This is a genomic window from Streptomyces sp. SID5464, assembly GCF_009862985.1.
In the GTDB taxonomy this organism is placed as follows: Bacteria; Actinomycetota; Actinomycetes; order Streptomycetales; family Streptomycetaceae; genus Streptomyces; species Streptomyces chartreusis_D.
The window spans coordinates 47,716-62,302 of record NZ_WWIQ01000071.1 but is presented as its reverse complement, the minus strand read 5'-3'; the positions used below and the strand labels follow the sequence as shown (position 1 = coordinate 62,302).

At 71.2% G+C, this 14,587-nt stretch carries 15 protein-coding genes; 11 read left to right on the top strand and 4 right to left on the bottom strand.

Annotated elements, in window-relative coordinates:
* Positions 1–131: 131 nt before the first annotated feature.
* Positions 132–890, bottom strand: a complete 759-nt coding sequence (locus GTY47_RS32990; RefSeq protein WP_010042822.1) for an enoyl-CoA hydratase/isomerase family protein — start codon at positions 888–890, stop codon at positions 132–134.
* 218 nt (positions 891–1,108) lie between these two features.
* On the opposite strand from GTY47_RS32990, the gene GTY47_RS32985 reads away from it, so the two are divergent.
* Positions 1,109–1,615, top strand: a complete 507-nt coding sequence (locus tag GTY47_RS32985; protein WP_010042821.1) for an ATP-binding protein — start codon at positions 1,109–1,111, stop codon at positions 1,613–1,615.
* A gap of 21 nt (positions 1,616–1,636) precedes the next feature.
* On the opposite strand, the gene idi is transcribed toward GTY47_RS32985, so the two are convergent.
* The 3 genes from idi to galE all read right to left on the bottom strand — a co-directional run bounded on the left by idi (position 1,637) and on the right by galE (position 4,610).
* Positions 1,637–2,230, bottom strand: a complete 594-nt coding sequence (gene idi, locus GTY47_RS32980) for an isopentenyl-diphosphate Delta-isomerase (RefSeq protein WP_010042819.1) — start codon at positions 2,228–2,230, stop codon at positions 1,637–1,639.
* A 311-nt stretch (positions 2,231–2,541) separates the two neighbouring features.
* Positions 2,542–3,480, bottom strand: coding sequence for a cation diffusion facilitator family transporter (locus GTY47_RS32975; protein ID WP_010042816.1), 939 nt, complete (start codon positions 3,478–3,480; stop codon positions 2,542–2,544).
* Between the two features lie 158 nt (positions 3,481–3,638).
* Positions 3,639–4,610, bottom strand: coding sequence for a UDP-glucose 4-epimerase GalE (galE, locus tag GTY47_RS32970; protein WP_010042815.1), 972 nt, complete (start codon positions 4,608–4,610; stop codon positions 3,639–3,641).
* Between the two features lie 278 nt (positions 4,611–4,888).
* Here galE and GTY47_RS32965 point away from each other — a divergent pair, with 278 nt between their 5' ends.
* From GTY47_RS32965 to GTY47_RS32920, 10 genes are all read left to right on the top strand, one after another.
* The gene (locus GTY47_RS32965) at positions 4,889–6,694 is read left to right on the top strand and encodes a DUF5941 domain-containing protein (protein WP_010042812.1); all 1,806 of its coding nucleotides are present in this window, start codon (positions 4,889–4,891) and stop codon (positions 6,692–6,694) included.
* Positions 6,691–7,443, top strand: a complete 753-nt coding sequence (locus tag GTY47_RS32960; protein WP_010042810.1) for a phosphocholine cytidylyltransferase family protein — start codon at positions 6,691–6,693, stop codon at positions 7,441–7,443. Before GTY47_RS32965 ends, GTY47_RS32960 begins: the two co-directional genes overlap by 4 nt.
* Entirely contained in the window at positions 7,431–8,492 is a 1,062-nt protein-coding gene (locus GTY47_RS32955) for an iron-containing alcohol dehydrogenase family protein (RefSeq protein ID WP_010042808.1), read from the top strand. Before GTY47_RS32960 ends, GTY47_RS32955 begins: the two co-directional genes overlap by 13 nt.
* Positions 8,470–9,249, top strand: a complete 780-nt coding sequence (locus GTY47_RS32950) for a CDP-alcohol phosphatidyltransferase family protein (RefSeq protein WP_078602895.1) — start codon at positions 8,470–8,472, stop codon at positions 9,247–9,249. Before GTY47_RS32955 ends, GTY47_RS32950 begins: the two co-directional genes overlap by 23 nt.
* A 5-nt stretch (positions 9,250–9,254) precedes the next feature.
* Positions 9,255–10,127 carry a glycosyltransferase gene (locus GTY47_RS32945; protein WP_010042805.1) on the top strand — a complete coding sequence of 291 codons (873 nt, stop codon included), beginning with the start codon at positions 9,255–9,257 and terminating at the stop codon, positions 10,125–10,127.
* A 105-nt stretch (positions 10,128–10,232) separates the two neighbouring features.
* Entirely contained in the window at positions 10,233–11,162 is a 930-nt protein-coding gene (locus GTY47_RS32940; RefSeq protein WP_010042804.1) for an ABC transporter permease, read from the top strand.
* On the top strand, positions 11,155–11,934 hold the full coding sequence (locus GTY47_RS32935; protein WP_010042803.1) for an ABC transporter ATP-binding protein: 780 nt from the start codon (positions 11,155–11,157) through the stop codon (positions 11,932–11,934). The genes GTY47_RS32940 and GTY47_RS32935 overlap by 8 nt, the downstream gene beginning before the upstream one ends.
* A 359-nt stretch (positions 11,935–12,293) precedes the next feature.
* Positions 12,294–13,196, top strand: a complete 903-nt coding sequence (gene hpnC, locus GTY47_RS32930) for a squalene synthase HpnC (RefSeq protein WP_010042802.1) — start codon at positions 12,294–12,296, stop codon at positions 13,194–13,196.
* On the top strand, positions 13,193–14,143 hold the full coding sequence (gene hpnD, locus GTY47_RS32925) for a presqualene diphosphate synthase HpnD (RefSeq protein WP_010042801.1): 951 nt from the start codon (positions 13,193–13,195) through the stop codon (positions 14,141–14,143). The genes hpnC and hpnD overlap by 4 nt, the downstream gene beginning before the upstream one ends.
* Positions 14,140–14,409 (top strand): hypothetical protein, encoded by a 270-nt coding sequence (locus GTY47_RS32920; RefSeq protein ID WP_029181376.1) that lies wholly within the window; start codon positions 14,140–14,142, stop codon positions 14,407–14,409. Before hpnD ends, GTY47_RS32920 begins: the two co-directional genes overlap by 4 nt.
* The last annotated feature ends 178 nt before the right edge of the window (positions 14,410–14,587 follow it).

The following is a 14,587-nucleotide window of genomic DNA, read 5'->3' as shown; positions in this document are numbered from 1 at the left end:
CCCGAGAAGGCCCCCGCGTACGTGGCCGAACTGCTCCGATGGCACGCGGCCTCATCCTGACGTAGGGAATGTCCGCAAAGTCCCGCCTGCCCCGCGACGCCCGGCACGCCCTCCGGGCGGACGACGGGACTTTACGGACACCCCCTCGGCACGCTCCAGTCGAACCGCGGCTGCCTGCGCTCCAGGAACGCGGCGACACCCTCCGCGGTGTCGCCGCTCTCGCGTGCCCGCGCGGCCCAGTGGGCGTCGCGGTCCGTGCGCCCGTTCGCGAACTCCTTGGCCGCGGCCTGTGTCAACTGCGAACGGGACACCAGGATCCGGGTGAACTCGGCGACCCGCTTGCCCAGTTCGCCCTCGGGCAGCACCTCGTCGGCCAGCCCGGTGCGCAGCGCCCGCTCCGCGTCGATCAGTTCGCCGGAGAACAGCAGGTACTTGGCGGTGGCCGGCCCGACCAGGGACACCAGCCGCCTGGTCGAGGACGCCGGATACACGATGCCGAGCTTCGCCGGCGTCACCCCGAACAGCGCCCCCTCCTCGGCGAACCGCAGATCGCAGGCCGCCGCCAACTGTGATCCGCCGCCCACACAATGCCCGCGCACCGCCGCCAGCGTCGGCTTGGGGAACGCGGCGAGCGCCTCCTCGGCCGCCACGGCCAGCCGCTGCGCCTCCTCCGGCGAGCCCCGCAGCGTCGAGATGTCGGCCCCGGCGCAGAACGTCCCGCCCTCGCCGGTGAGCACCAGCGCCCGCACGGCCGGATCGCCCGCGAGCCGCTCCAGCAGCGGCGGCAGGGAGCGCCACATGGCGGCCGTCATGGCGTTGCGCTTCTCGGGATGACGTATGACGACCGTCGCGACCGAGTCGGTCACGCTGTACAGCAACTGCGGCTCCATGCGCCGGATGCTATCCGGATGTCAAACCCGTACAACCCGAATAGTTCGCCGAGACGGTACAACAGGGACAGGACCAGTCCCACAACTGACCGTGTCATACGCCAACGGTCATAAGTGCTCGATAGTTGCTGACTTCTGTTCAGCCCCGGGGTGGGGAACGCATCGTTACCAACACTCGAGGTGTGGCGACAATCGAGCGCGAGGGTGGCGACCGGACGATGGACAACGACGGGCGTGGGTTCGGCCCACGTCCAGAGGGCGGTGCGGCGCCCCTCGGGCCCGGGCCCGAGGATCCGCTGCCGTACGAAGGGGTCTGGCGGTTCACCGCACCGGCGGTCGACGCCTCGGTGCCGCAGGCGCGGCACGCCGTACGGGATCTGCTGCTGCGTCAGGGGGTGCCGGTCTCCGACGACCTGGCCCAGGGGCTGCTGCTGATCGTCTCGGAGCTGGTGACGAACGCCGTGAAGCACGCGGCGGTGCTCTCCCCGACCATCGCCGTCGAGCTGGCCGTCGGTGCCGAGTGGCTGCGCGTGTCCGTGGAGGACAACCACCCGTACCGGCCGACCGCACTGGAGACCGACCACGGCCGGACCGGCGGTCGCGGACTGCTGCTGGTGCGCGAGATCGCCCGGGAGGCGGGCGGTGTGTGCGAGGTCGACTACACCGCGAGCGGCGGCAAGGTGATCTGGGTCACCCTGCCGCTCAAACCCGCGCGCTTCCCGTAGGCCCGGTCCTCAGGGCCGTCGTCACCAGCCGGCCGACGTGCCGGTCAGCTCCCTGATCGCCGGCCGGGCCGCGTCCAGGACGGTCATGAACCAGGACGAGAAGGTGTCCTTGGCGTGCCGCTCCGCCAGCTCGGGCGGGGTCACGAACGCCGTCGACGCCACCTCCTCCGGATCCGGCCGCAGCACGGCCTGCACCATCCCGACGAAGAGGTGGTTGTACTCCTGCTCCACCAGACCGGACTCCGGGTCCGGGTGGTTGTAGCGGACCGTGCCCGCCTCGGCCAGCAGGGACGGGGAGGCGCCGAGCTCCTCGAAGGTCCGCCGCGCCGCCGCCGCGAAGGGCGCCTCACCGGGGTAGGGGTGGCCGCAGCAGGTGTTCGACCACACGCCGGGGGAGTGGTACTTGCCCAGCGCCCGCTGCTGGAGCAGCAGCCGGCCGTACTCGTCGAAGAGGAACACGGAGAACGCGCGGTGCAGCTGCCCGGGTGGCTGATGGGCGGCGAGCTTCTCCGCGGTGCCGATCGTCACGCCGTCCTCGTCGACCAGTTCCAGCAAAATCGCGTCTGCGGTGCCGTTCGACGGGTTGTGCGTCGCGGTGGCAGGTGTGATCGGCATACCCATCCTTCACATCGGTCTTCGCGCCCCAAGTCTGCCGTACGAATCCGGCACTCCCGGCACTTCGCGACGTGCCCGCATGTCCTGCGCGGTGGCGCGGAGCGCGGACGGCGCCGCTCGGGCACCGGAAGAGGGACCCAGTAGGGGATCGTGCCCGGCCCGGTGGGCCGAAAATCGTCCCCGCCTGTGCGGTGAGAGCCAAGGGCGCGGGCGCGCGCCGGAGGGCCGCGTTCCCCGGCGCACGCCCAGCCGAACGCGCCCCACCAGCGCCATCGATGCCATCCGCCCCGGAGGCCTCAGAAGCGGGCGCGTCAGTGACAGAGGTGCGCCTCGTGCTCCGCGTGCCCGCCCGGCTCCAGCTGGAAGGTGCAGTGCTCCACGTCGAAGTGGCCGCCGAGACAGTCCTGGAGCTCGTGGAGCATCTTCTCGTGGCCTATCGCGCTCAGCACGTCCGAGCTGACGACCACGTGCGCCGACAGCACCGGCATGCCGGAGGTGATGGTCCAGGCGTGCAGGTCGTGGACGTCCTCCACCCCGTCGGTCGCCAGGATGTGGGCCCGCACCTGAGCCATGTCGACGCCCTTGGGCGCCGCCTCCAGCAGGACGTTCAGAGTCTCGCGCAGCAGCTTCACCGTCCGCGGCACGATCATCAGCGCGATGACGAGCGAGGCGATCGGGTCGGCTGCCTGCCAGCCGGTCAGCATGATCACCAGGGCCGAGACGATCACCGTGACCGAACCCAGGGCGTCCGCCGCCACCTCCAGGAAGGCGCCGCGCACGTTCAGGCTCTCCTTCTGGCCGCGCATCAGCAGGGCCAACGACACCATGTTCGCGACCAGGCCGATGACACCGAACACGACAGCGAGGTGGCCCTCGGTGTCCGCCGGAGTGACGAAGCGCTGGACCGACTCGTACAGGACGTACCCGCCGACCCCGAGCAGCAGCAGACAGTTGGCCAGGGCGGCGAGTATCTCGGCGCGGGCGTAGCCGAAGGTCGCCTGGTCGCTGGGCGGGCGGTTCGCGAAGTGGATCGCGAGCAGCGCCATGCCCAGGCCCACCGCGTCCGTCGCCATGTGCGCCGAGTCCGCGACGAGCGCGAGCGAGTCGGCGAGCAGCCCGCCGACGATCTGCACGACCACGATGCCGAGCGTGATCGCCAGCGCGACCCGCAGCCTGCCGCGGTACGCCGAGGTCGCCGTACCGCCGGACGGTGCGCCGTGCGCGTGCCCGTGATCGTGCCCAGCCCCCATGAAAGTCGCCCTCCGGTGTTCGTCCGATTGTCGGTCCGATCGTGCTCGGGCACCCCAGTGAACTACGGGGAGGGGGTATGCGCAACGCGGCACTGAACACCGTTGTCATGTGCCCTGACCTGCGGAAACGATGCGCAGGTCAAGGCACCCTCAGCGGGTCAGGAGCCGTGGTGCAGGAGCCAGCCCCGCCAGGCCGACTCGGCCATCTCACGCACCCCGCGCCGTGCGGTCCATCCCAGTTCCCGGGCCGCCCGGGCCGCAGAGGCGACCGCCCGCGGGGCGTCCCCGGGGCGGCGGCCCTCGACGAGCGGTGGCCGGCGGTCGCCGGTGACCTCGCCGATGACCGTGATGAGTTCGCGCACCGAGACGCCCTCGCCCCGGCCGATGTTGACGGTCAGATCGCCCGTGGCGCCCCCGCCGGCGAGCCGCCGGGCCGCCGCGAGATGCGCCTCGGCCAGATCGGCGACGTGAATGTAGTCACGGATGCAGGTGCCGTCCGGGGTCGGGTGGTCGTCACCGAAGATCCTCGGCGCCTCGTCACGCGTCAGCCGGTCGAAGACCATCGGGACGATGTTGAAGACGCCCGTGTCGGCCAGTTCGGGCGCGGCCGCGCCCGCGACGTTGAAATAGCGCAGACATACGGTGGAGATCCCGTGCGCCCGGCCCGCCGCCCGCACCAGCCACTCCCCGGCGAGCTTGGTCTCGCCGTACGGGTTCACCGGCGCGCAGGGCGTGTCCTCCGTGATGAGGTCCACACCCGGGTCGCCGTACACCGCCGCCGACGACGAGAACACGAAACGCTCGATCCCGGCCTCGGCGACCGCGTCCAGGAGGGTCACCAGACCTCCGAGGTTCTCCCGGTAGTACCGCGTCGGCTGCGCGACCGACTCGGCGACCTGCTTGCGCGCCGCGAGATGCACCACACCCGTCACGCCGTGCTCGGCGAACACCCGTTTCAGCAGGTCACCGTCGAGCGACGAGCCCTCGACGAGCGGTACGTCCGCCGGGAGCCGCGCGGGCACCCCGGCTGAGAGGTCGTCCAGGGCGAGGACGCGCTCCCCGGCCCCGGTCATGGCCCTGGCCACGTGGGCCCCGATGTAGCCGGCCCCGCCGGTGATCAGCCAAGTCATGGTCGCCCACCCTATGCGGCCGTGGCCGGACCCCGCCCGATGTCCTCGATGTCCGGTCTGGGGGGCGCGGTTTGTGGGGCGGGCCCCGGATCGATGATGATGATCGCGGCAAAGGCCTGTGCGAACCACGTCGATCGATCTGCCGAACAGGCGGTGAACGCGGCCCTCCCGGCATCCGATAGCCTCTGCCGACATGCCACCCGGGAGCTTCCGGCGCGGGCGCCCCCACCATGTACAGCACTGGCGCGGACGCGTCGGTACCCAGGGAGTGAATTCGGTTGTCGACCGCCATCCTCACCGGTCAGCCGGTCCCCGGATCGTCGATCGAGGGCGATCTGCGGTCCCTCGGCTTCGACGTGCGGGTCGCGGCCGACGCCGCCGAGGCCGAGACCCTGCTCGCCGGGGTGCCGGGCGAGGAGCGGGTCGCCCTGGTCGACGCCCGGTTCGTGGGGCACGTGCACGCGCTGCGCCTCGGCCTCACCGACCCCCGCTTCCCGCTCGCGGCGATCCCCGGCGCCGTCACGGCCCAGCCGGCCGGCCGCCAGGCCCTGACCCGGGCGATGGCCCGCGAGAACTCCGCGGGCGGTGGCACCACCCTCGTCGACAGCCTCGCCGACCGCATCCTCACCGCCCTGGACGCCGACGGCGCCGACGTGCACCGCCCCGAGCTGGGCAGCCTCGTCGCCGCCGTCCCCGCCGACCCGCAGGCCCGCAACGAGGCACGGCAAGCGGTGACGAACGTCGACGAAGAGGCGGTACGCCTGAAGTCGGCCGTGAAGTCCCGCGACGGCTTCTTCACCACCTACTGCATCAGCCCGTACTCCCGCTACATCGCCCGCTGGTGCGCCCGCCGCGGCCTGACCCCGAACCAGGTCACCACCGCCTCGCTGCTCACCGCCCTCATAGCGGCCGCCTGCGCGGCCACCGGCACCCGCGGCGGCTTCGTCGCGGCCGGCGTCCTGCTGATCGCGTCCTTCGTGCTGGACTGCACCGACGGCCAGCTCGCCCGCTACTCCCTCCAGTACTCCACGCTCGGCGCCTGGCTGGACGCCACCTTCGACCGGGCCAAGGAGTACGCCTACTACGCCGGTCTCGCCCTCGGAGCCGCCCGAGGCGGAGACGACGTCTGGGCCCTCGCCCTCGGCGCCATGGTCCTGCAGACCTGCCGGCACGTCGTGGACTTCTCCTTCAACGAGGCCAACCACGACGCCACCGCCAACACCAGCCCCACCGCCGCCCTCTCCGACAAGCTCGACAGCGTCGGCTGGACGGTCTGGGTGCGCCGCATGATCGTCCTGCCGATCGGCGAGCGCTGGGCCATGATCGCGGTGCTCACCGCGGTCACCACTCCCCGTATCACCTTCTACGCGCTGCTCATCGGCTGCGCCTTCGCGGCGACGTACACCACGGCGGGCCGCGTGCTGCGCTCACTGACCCGCAAGGCAAAGCGGACCGACCGGGCGGCCGGGGCGCTCGCCGACCTCGCGGACAGCGGCCCGCTCGCCCAGGGCTTGGCGCAGGCGCTCAAGACCCCCGCCCGCGGGCTGCCGGGCTTCACGGCCCCCGCCGTCGCCCTCCTCGGCGGTGCCACCGTCGTCGCCGTGGCCGCGCTCACCGGCTTCGGCGGGCCCTGGCCGGTCGTCGCCGCTCTCGCGTACGCCCTGACCTCGGGCCTGGCCGTCGCCCGCCCCCTCAAGGGCGCCCTCGACTGGCTGGTCCCGCCGTTCCTCCGCGCCGCCGAGTACGGCACCGTCCTGGTCCTGGCGGCCCGAGCGGACGTGAACGGAGCCCTTCCTGCGGCTTTCGGGCTGGTGTCCGCGGTCGCCTACCATCACTACGACACGGTGTACCGCATCCGCGGCAACGCCGGAGCGCCCCCGGCATGGCTGGTGCGTTCCATCGGGGGGCACGAAGGACGGACGCTGCTCGTCACCGTCCTCGCCGCGCTGCTCACCGCCTCGCAGTTCAAGGTCGCGCTCATGGTGCTCGCCGTGGCCGTGGCCCTGGTGGTGCTCGTCGAGAGCATCCGCTTCTGGGTGTCCGCAGGGGCGCCCGCCGTACACGATGAAGGAGAACCCGCATGATCGGCCTCGTGCTGGCGGCCGGCGCCGGACGGCGTCTGCGCCCCTACACCGACAGCCTTCCCAAGGCGCTGGTGCCGGTGGGGCCCGCGGGCATAGAGGGCGAACCGACGGTTCTCGACCTGACCCTCGCCAACTTCGCCGAGGTCGGCCTGACCGAGGCCGCGATCATCGTCGGCTACCGCAAGGAAGCCGTGTACGAGCGCAAGGAAGCGCTGGAGGCGAAGTACGGCCTCAAGCTCACCCTCATCGACAACGACAAGGCCGAGGAGTGGAACAACGCCTACTCCCTGTGGTGCGGTCGTGACGCCCTCAAGGACGGTGTGATCCTCGCCAACGGCGACACCGTCCACCCGGTCTCCGTCGAGAAGACGCTGCTCGCCGCCCGCGGCGACGGCAAGAAGATCATCCTCGCCCTGGACACGGTGAAGGACCTGGCCGACGAGGAGATGAAGGTCGTCGTCGACCCCGAGAAGGGCATGACGAAGATCACCAAGCTGATGGACCCCGCCGAGGCCACCGGCGAGTACATCGGCGTCACCCTCATCGAGGGCGACGCGGCCCCCGAACTGGCCGACGCGCTCAAGACCGTGTGGGAGACCGACCCCCAGCAGTTCTACGAGCACGGCTACCAGGAGCTGGTGAACCGCGGCTTCCGTATCGACGTGGCGCCGATCGGCGACGTCAAGTGGGTGGAGATCGACAACCATGACGATCTCGCCCGTGGACGGGAGATCGCATGCCAGTACTGACCCGGCTCATCCCCTCGCCGCTGGTCGTGGACATCCGCCCGGGTGCCCTCGACGACCTGGCGTGCGTCCTCGCCGACGAGCGCATCTCGCACTCCGGCCGCCTCGCCGTCGCCGTCAGCGGTGGCTCCGGCGCGAAGCTGCGCGAGCGCATCTCGCCGAGCATGCCCGGCGCCACCTGGTACGAGGTCGGCGGCGGCACCCTCGACGACGCGGTCCGGCTGGCGAGCGACATAAAGGCCGGCCACTACGACGCGGTCGTCGGCCTCGGCGGCGGCAAGATCATCGACTGCGCCAAGTTCGCCGCGGCCCGCGTGGGCCTGCCCCTGGTCGCCGTGCCGACGAACCTCGCGCACGACGGCCTGTGCTCCCCGGTCGCCACCCTCGACAACGACGCGGGCCGCGGCTCCTACGGCGTGCCGAACCCGATCGCGGTCGTCATCGACCTGGACGTCATCCGCGAGGCCCCGGTCCGTTTCGTCCGCGCCGGCATCGGCGACGCCGTCTCCAACATCTCGGCGATCGCCGACTGGGAGCTCGCCAACCGCGTCAAGGGCGAGCGGATCGACGGACTCGCCGCGGCCATGGCCCGGCAGGCCGGCGAGGCCGTCCTGCGGCACCCGGGCGGCATCGGGGACAACGGCTTCCTCCAGGTGCTCGCCGAGGCGCTGGTCCTCAGCGGCATCGCGATGTCCGTGTCGGGCGACTCGCGGCCGTCCTCCGGGGCGTGCCACGAGATCAACCACGCCTTCGACCTGCTCTACCCGAAGCGGGCCGCCGCCCACGGCGAGCAATGCGGTCTCGGCGCGGCCTTCGCGATGTGGCTGCGCGGGGCGCACGAGGAGTCGGCGTACATGGCCGAGGTGCTGCGCCGGCACGGGCTGCCCGTGCTGCCGGACGAGATCGGCTTCACGACGGACGAGTTCGTCAAGGCCGTCGAGTTCGCCCCGGAGACCCGGCCCGGCCGTTACACCATCCTCGAACACCTCGACCTGAACACCGAACAGATCAAGGACACCTACACCGACTATGTCAAGGCCATCGGTAGCTGAACTACGCCCCGTCGTTCACCCCGCGGGGGTGAAGGACCGGCGCAGCGGTGAGCACTGGATGGGACGCCTCTACATGCGTGAGGTGTCCCTGCGGGTCGACCGTTACCTGGTCAACACCCGGGTCACGCCCAACCAGCTCACGTACCTGATGACCGTCTTCGGTGTGCTCGCGGCCCCGGCACTCCTCGTGCCGGGGATCCCGGGCGCCGTGCTCGGCGTCGTCATGGTCCAGATGTACCTCCTGCTGGACTGCGTCGACGGCGAGATCGCGCGCTGGAAGAAGCAGTACTCACTCAACGGCGTCTACCTGGACCGCGTCGGCGCCTACCTCACCGACGCCGCGGTGCTCGTCGGTTTCGGCCTGCGCGCCGCCGACCTGTGGGGCAGCGGCCGTATCGACTGGCTGTGGGCCTTCCTCGGCACCCTGGCCGCCCTCGGCGCCATCCTGATCAAGGCCGAGACCGACCTCGTCGGCGTCGCACGGCACCAGGCCGGGAAGCCGCCGGTCAAGGAGGCCGCCGCCGAGATGCGCTCCTCCGGCATGGCGCTGGCCCGCAAGGCCGCCGCCGCGCTCAAGTTCCACCGCCTCATCCTCGGCATCGAGGCGTCCTTGCTGATCCTGCTCCTGGCCATCGTCGACCAGGTCCGCGGCGACCTGTTCTTCTCCCGGCTCGGCGTGGCCGTGCTGGCCGGCATCGCGCTGGTCCAGACCCTGCTGCACCTCGTGTCCATCCTCGCTTCGAGCAGGCTGAAGTGAGCGGTATGAAGGTCGGCGCCGTCATCATCACCATGGGCAACCGCCCCGACGAGCTGCGCGCCCTGCTCGACTCGGTCGCCAAGCAGGACGGCGACCCGGTCGAGGTGGTCGTCGTCGGCAACGGCTCGCCCGTCCCGGACGTCCCCGAGGGCGTCCGCACGATCGAACTGCCCGAGAACCTCGGCATCCCCGGCGGCCGCAACGTCGGCATCGAGGCCTTCGGCCCGGCCGGCCGGGACGTCGACATCCTGCTGTTCCTCGACGACGACGGCCTGCTGGCCGGGCACGACACCGCCGAGCTGTGCCGGAAGGCCTTCGAGGCCGACCCGAAGCTCGGCATCATCAGCTTCCGCATAGCCGACCCCGACACCGGCGTCACCCAGCGCCGCCACGTGCCCCGGCTGCGCGCCGCCGACCCGATGCGCTCCTCCCGGGTCACCACCTTCCTCGGCGGCGCCAACGCCGTCCGCACCCGGGTCTTCGCCGACGTCGGCGGACTCCCGGACGAGTTCTTCTACGCCCACGAGGAAACCGACCTGGCATGGCGGGCCCTCGACGCGGGCTGGATGATCGACTACCGGTCCGACATGGTGCTGTACCACCCGACGACCGCTCCCTCGCGGCACGCGGTCTACCACCGCATGGTCGCCCGCAACCGCGTCTGGCTCGCCCGCCGCAACCTCCCGGCGCTGATCGTCCCCGTCTACCTCGGGGTGTGGCTGCTGCTCACCCTCCTGCGCCGTCCCTCCGGCTCCGCCCTGCGGGCCTGGTTCGGCGGATTCCGCGAGGGCTGGACCACCCCGTGCGGGCCCCGCCGTCCCATGAAGTGGCGTACGGTGTGGCGGCTGACCCGGCTGGGCCGGCCCCCCGTCATCTGACAAGCTCGTACCCGTGAGCATCCGGGAGCACCCGGGCCGTACCCTGGCCCCCGGCTCATGCAGGCCCGGACAGGCCGCGCATCTCGAAGACGAAAGTTTCCACTAGTGAGTGAGACAACGCACGACGCCACGGTCGCGGTGAGCGCGGCCGTGGCGCCCGACGAGGGACTCACGGCGAGCGAGCTCGCCGCCAAGTACGGGCTGAGCGTGAGCGGCGCCCGGCCGTCCCTCATCGAGTACGTCCGTCAGCTCTGGGACCGGCGGCACTTCATCCTCGCCTTCTCCCGCGCGAAGCTGACCGCCCAGTACAGCCAGGCCAAGCTCGGCCAGCTGTGGCAGGTGGCCACACCGCTGCTGAACGCGGCCGTGTACTTCTTCATCTTCGGCCTGCTCCTGGAGGCCGACCGGGGCATGTCCCGCGAGGTGTACATCCCGTTCCTGGTCACGGGCGTGTTCGTGTTCACCTTCACGCAGAGCTCGGTGATGGCGGGCGTGCGCGCGATCTCCGGCAACCTCGGCCTGGTCCGCGCCCTGCACTTCCCGCGCGCCTCACTGCCGGTCTCCTTCGCGCTGCAGCAGCTCCAGCAGCTGCTGTTCTCGATGATCGTGCTGTTCGCCGTCGCGGTCGGTTTCGGTCATTACCCGGACCTGTCCTGGGTGCTGATCGTGCCGGTGCTCGTCCTCCAGTTCTGCTTCAACACCGGCCTCGCGCTGATCATGGCCCGGGCGGGTGCCAAGACCCCGGACCTCGCGCAGCTGATGCCGTTCGTGATGCGGACCTGGATGTACGCGTCCGGGGTGATGTTCTCCATCCCGATCTTCCTCGCGGACAAGCCGGCCTGGATGGCGAACGTCCTGCAGTGGAACCCGGCCGCGATCTACATGGACCTGATGCGCTTCGCCCTCATCGACGACTACGGCTCCGAGTACCTCCCCGACCACGTGTGGGCGGCCGCGGGCGGCTGGGCCGTGCTGTTCGCCCTGGGGGGCTTCGTGTACTTCTGGAAGGCGGAGGAGAGGTACGGCCGTGGCTGAGCAGAAGCAGGACGCGCGGGTCCCCACGGTCATCGCGGACGATCTGCACATCGTCTACCGCGTCAACGGCGCCAAGAGCGGCAAGGGGAGCGCCACCGCCGCCCTCAGCCGCATCCTCAAGCGCGGCGAGGAGCGCGGGGTGCGCAAGGTGCACGCGGTGCGCGGCGTCTCCTTCGTCGCCTACCGCGGTGAGGCCATCGGCCTGATCGGCTCCAACGGCTCCGGCAAGTCGACCCTGCTGCGTGCCATCGCCGGTCTGCTCCCCGCCGAGCAGGGCAAGGTCTACACCGACGGCCAGCCCTCGCTGCTCGGCGTCAACGCGGCCCTCATGAACGACCTCACCGGTGAGCGGAACGTCATATTGGGCGGGCTCGCCATGGGCATGTCCCGGGAGGAGATCAAGGAGCGCTACCAGGACATCGTCGACTTCTCCGGCATCAACGAGAAGGGCGACTTCATCACCCTGCCCATGCGCACCTACTCCTCCGGCATGGCGGCCCGTCTCCGCTTCTCCATCGCCGCGGCCAAGGACCACGACGTCCTGATGATCGACGAAGCCCTGGCCACCGGTGACCGCAAGTTCCAGAAGCGCTCCGAGGACCGCATCCGGGAGCTGCGCAAGGAAGCCGGCACGGTGTTTCTGGTCAGCCACAACAACAAGTCCATCCGCGACACCTGCAACCGCGTCCTGTGGCTGGAGCGCGGCGAGCTGCGCATGGACGGCCCGACCGACGAGGTGCTCAAGGAGTACGAGAAGTTCACCGGCAAGTAGCCCGGCCCGGCCAGGGCCCCGCCGGAACTGTTCCGGCGGGGCCCTGCGTCTGCAAAAGAAGCGTCAACTCCGGCCCTTCTTAGGAATCTTGGGGCCAATCGGTGTGTTCTCGTGATGTGCAGGACACCCTGGCGAACCTCGATGCGTTGTACAACGTAAGCTGTACCGGTCCCGAAACACGGCAATCAGGGCGATAATGCGCGACATCGCTCGCCGGACCGCCGTGCGGACGGCTGGGCGGCGTGTCCGAAATAGTGTGTATTGGGTCGGCAGTGTAGAACGGGAGATGTGACGGCGATGGCTACGGAAACTCCCCAGCTCCACGCAGCACGTGCCGTCCTCGCGCCGGGCAGCCGGCGGTGACGGGAACCGGCACGGCGCGCGTCCTCGACCCGGAGCGCGACACCCTCGCCAAGGCCGCGGGCGAGAACTTCCCGGTGGCCCCGTTCTTCCTGCCCCGGGCCTGGCGCACCGACCTCATGGCCGTCTACGGCTTCGCCCGCCTGGTCGACGACATCGGCGACGGCGACCTGGCCCCCGGCGGCGCCGATGCCCGCCTGCTCGGTGTCTCCCCGCAGGAGGCCGAGGACCGGCTGGTCCTGCTGGACGCCTTCGAGGCCGACCTGCGCAGGGTCTTCGACTCCACCCCGCGTCACCCCCTGCTGCGCCGTCTCCAGCCGACCGTGCGCCGCCGCTCCCTGACCCCCGAGCCGTTCCTCGGCCTGATCGCCGCGAACCGCCAGGACCAGCTGGTCGGCCGGTACGAGACCTACGACGACCTCCTCGCCTACTGCGAGCTCTCCGCCAACCCCGTCGGCCGTCTCGTCCTCGCCGTCACCGGCACCTCGACGCCCGAGCGGATCCGCCGCTCCGACATGATCTGTACGGCTCTCCAGATCGTCGAGCACCTCCAGGACGTGGCCGAGGACCTCGGGCGCGACCGCATCTACCTGCCCGCCGCCGACATGAAGCGCTTTCACGTCGAAGAGGCGGACCTCGCCACGAAATCCGCCGGAGCGTCGGTCCGTGCGTTGATTGCGTACGAAGCGCAAAGGGCCCGGGATCTCCTGAATGAAGGCGCCTCCCTGGTGGGTAGCGTCCACGGCAGGTTGAAGCTGCTGCTCGCAGGGTTCGTGGCGGGGGGAAGGGCGGCCGTCCGCGCGATCGCCGCCGCCGACTACGACGTACTTCCCGGCCCGCCCAAGCCCGGCAAGATCCGGTTGCTGCGTGAGGTGGGCGTGACTCTGCGAGGAGAGGGGTGATCCGGACCGTGGAGTCGGAACCACACGCGTCCCCACCGGTACTCGCCGCCTACAGCTACTGCGAGGCCGTCACCGGGCGGCAGGCCCGTAACTTCGCCTACGGCATCCGGCTGCTGCCGACGCCCCAGCGCCGTGCGATGTCGGCGCTGTACGCGTTCTCGCGGCGGGTCGACGACATCGGTGACGGTGCGCTCGCCGACGACGTCAAGGTGGCCAGGCTGGAGGAGACCCGGTCCCTGCTGACCCGGATCCGCGAGGGCGAGGTGGCGGAGGACGACATCGACCCGGTCGCCGTCGCCCTCACGCACGCCGCCGGGCACTTCCCGATCCCGCTCGGCGGCCTGGACGAGCTCATCGACGGCGTCCTGATGGACGTACGCGGCGAGACCTACGAGACCTGGGACGACCTGAAGGTGTACTGCCGCTGTGTGGCGGGGGCCATCGGGCGGCTCTCGCTGGGTGTGTTCGGCACCGAGCCGGGGGCGCGCGGCGTCGAGCGTGCGCCGGAGTATGCCGACACGCTGGGGCTCGCGCTCCAGCTCACCAACATCCTCAGGGACGTCCGCGAGGACGCCGTGGGCGGGCGCACCTATCTGCCCGCCGACGACCTCGCCAAATTCGGCTGCTCGGCCGGCTTCAGCGGGCCAAGGCCACCGGAGGGCTCCGACTTCGCGGGCCTCGTGCACTTCGAAGTGCGACGGGCCCGCGCTCTTTTCGCCGAGGGCTACCGGCTGCTCCCCATGCTCGACCGGCGCAGCGGCGCCTGTGTCGCGGCCATGGCCGGCATCTACCGCCGCCTCCTCGACCGCATCGAGCGCGACCCGGAGGCCGTGTTGCGCGGCCGCGTCTCCCTGCCCGGCCGGGAGAAGGCCTTTGTCGCCGTGCGCGGGCTGTCCGGCCTCGACGCCCGCCATGTGACCCGACGGGCCGTCAGGAGGCGTGCGTGACGAACGGACCGGTCCCAGCGGAGACCACCGGCGACCGGGCTCACGCCCGCCGCGCGGGTACGGTCCTGCACCGCCAGACAGCGCCGGAGAGCGCGACGCCGCGCGCCCCGCGGGCCCGCCGCGAGAACGAACGGGTGCTGCCCCCGGTCCGCCGCCGAGAGCGCGTCGCGGCCGCCGGCGCCGGACCGGGCGCTTCCGCCTGCGTGACCCCGTGGCGCGGTCGTGGGCGCCGGGCCGGGCGGTCGCGCGTGCGTGACCCCGGCTGAGTGCGTCCACGGCGCTTCGCAGGCTCGTCATGAGGCCGAGCCGCTGTTGTCCCTGGCCCGCCGCCGGGGGTGCGGCGTGGTCGCTGGCGGCGGGCCGGGCGCTTCCGCCTGCGTGACCCCGTCGGAGCGTGGCTGCGGCGCTTGGCAGGCTTGCCACGTGAGTGAACCGGTGTTGTCC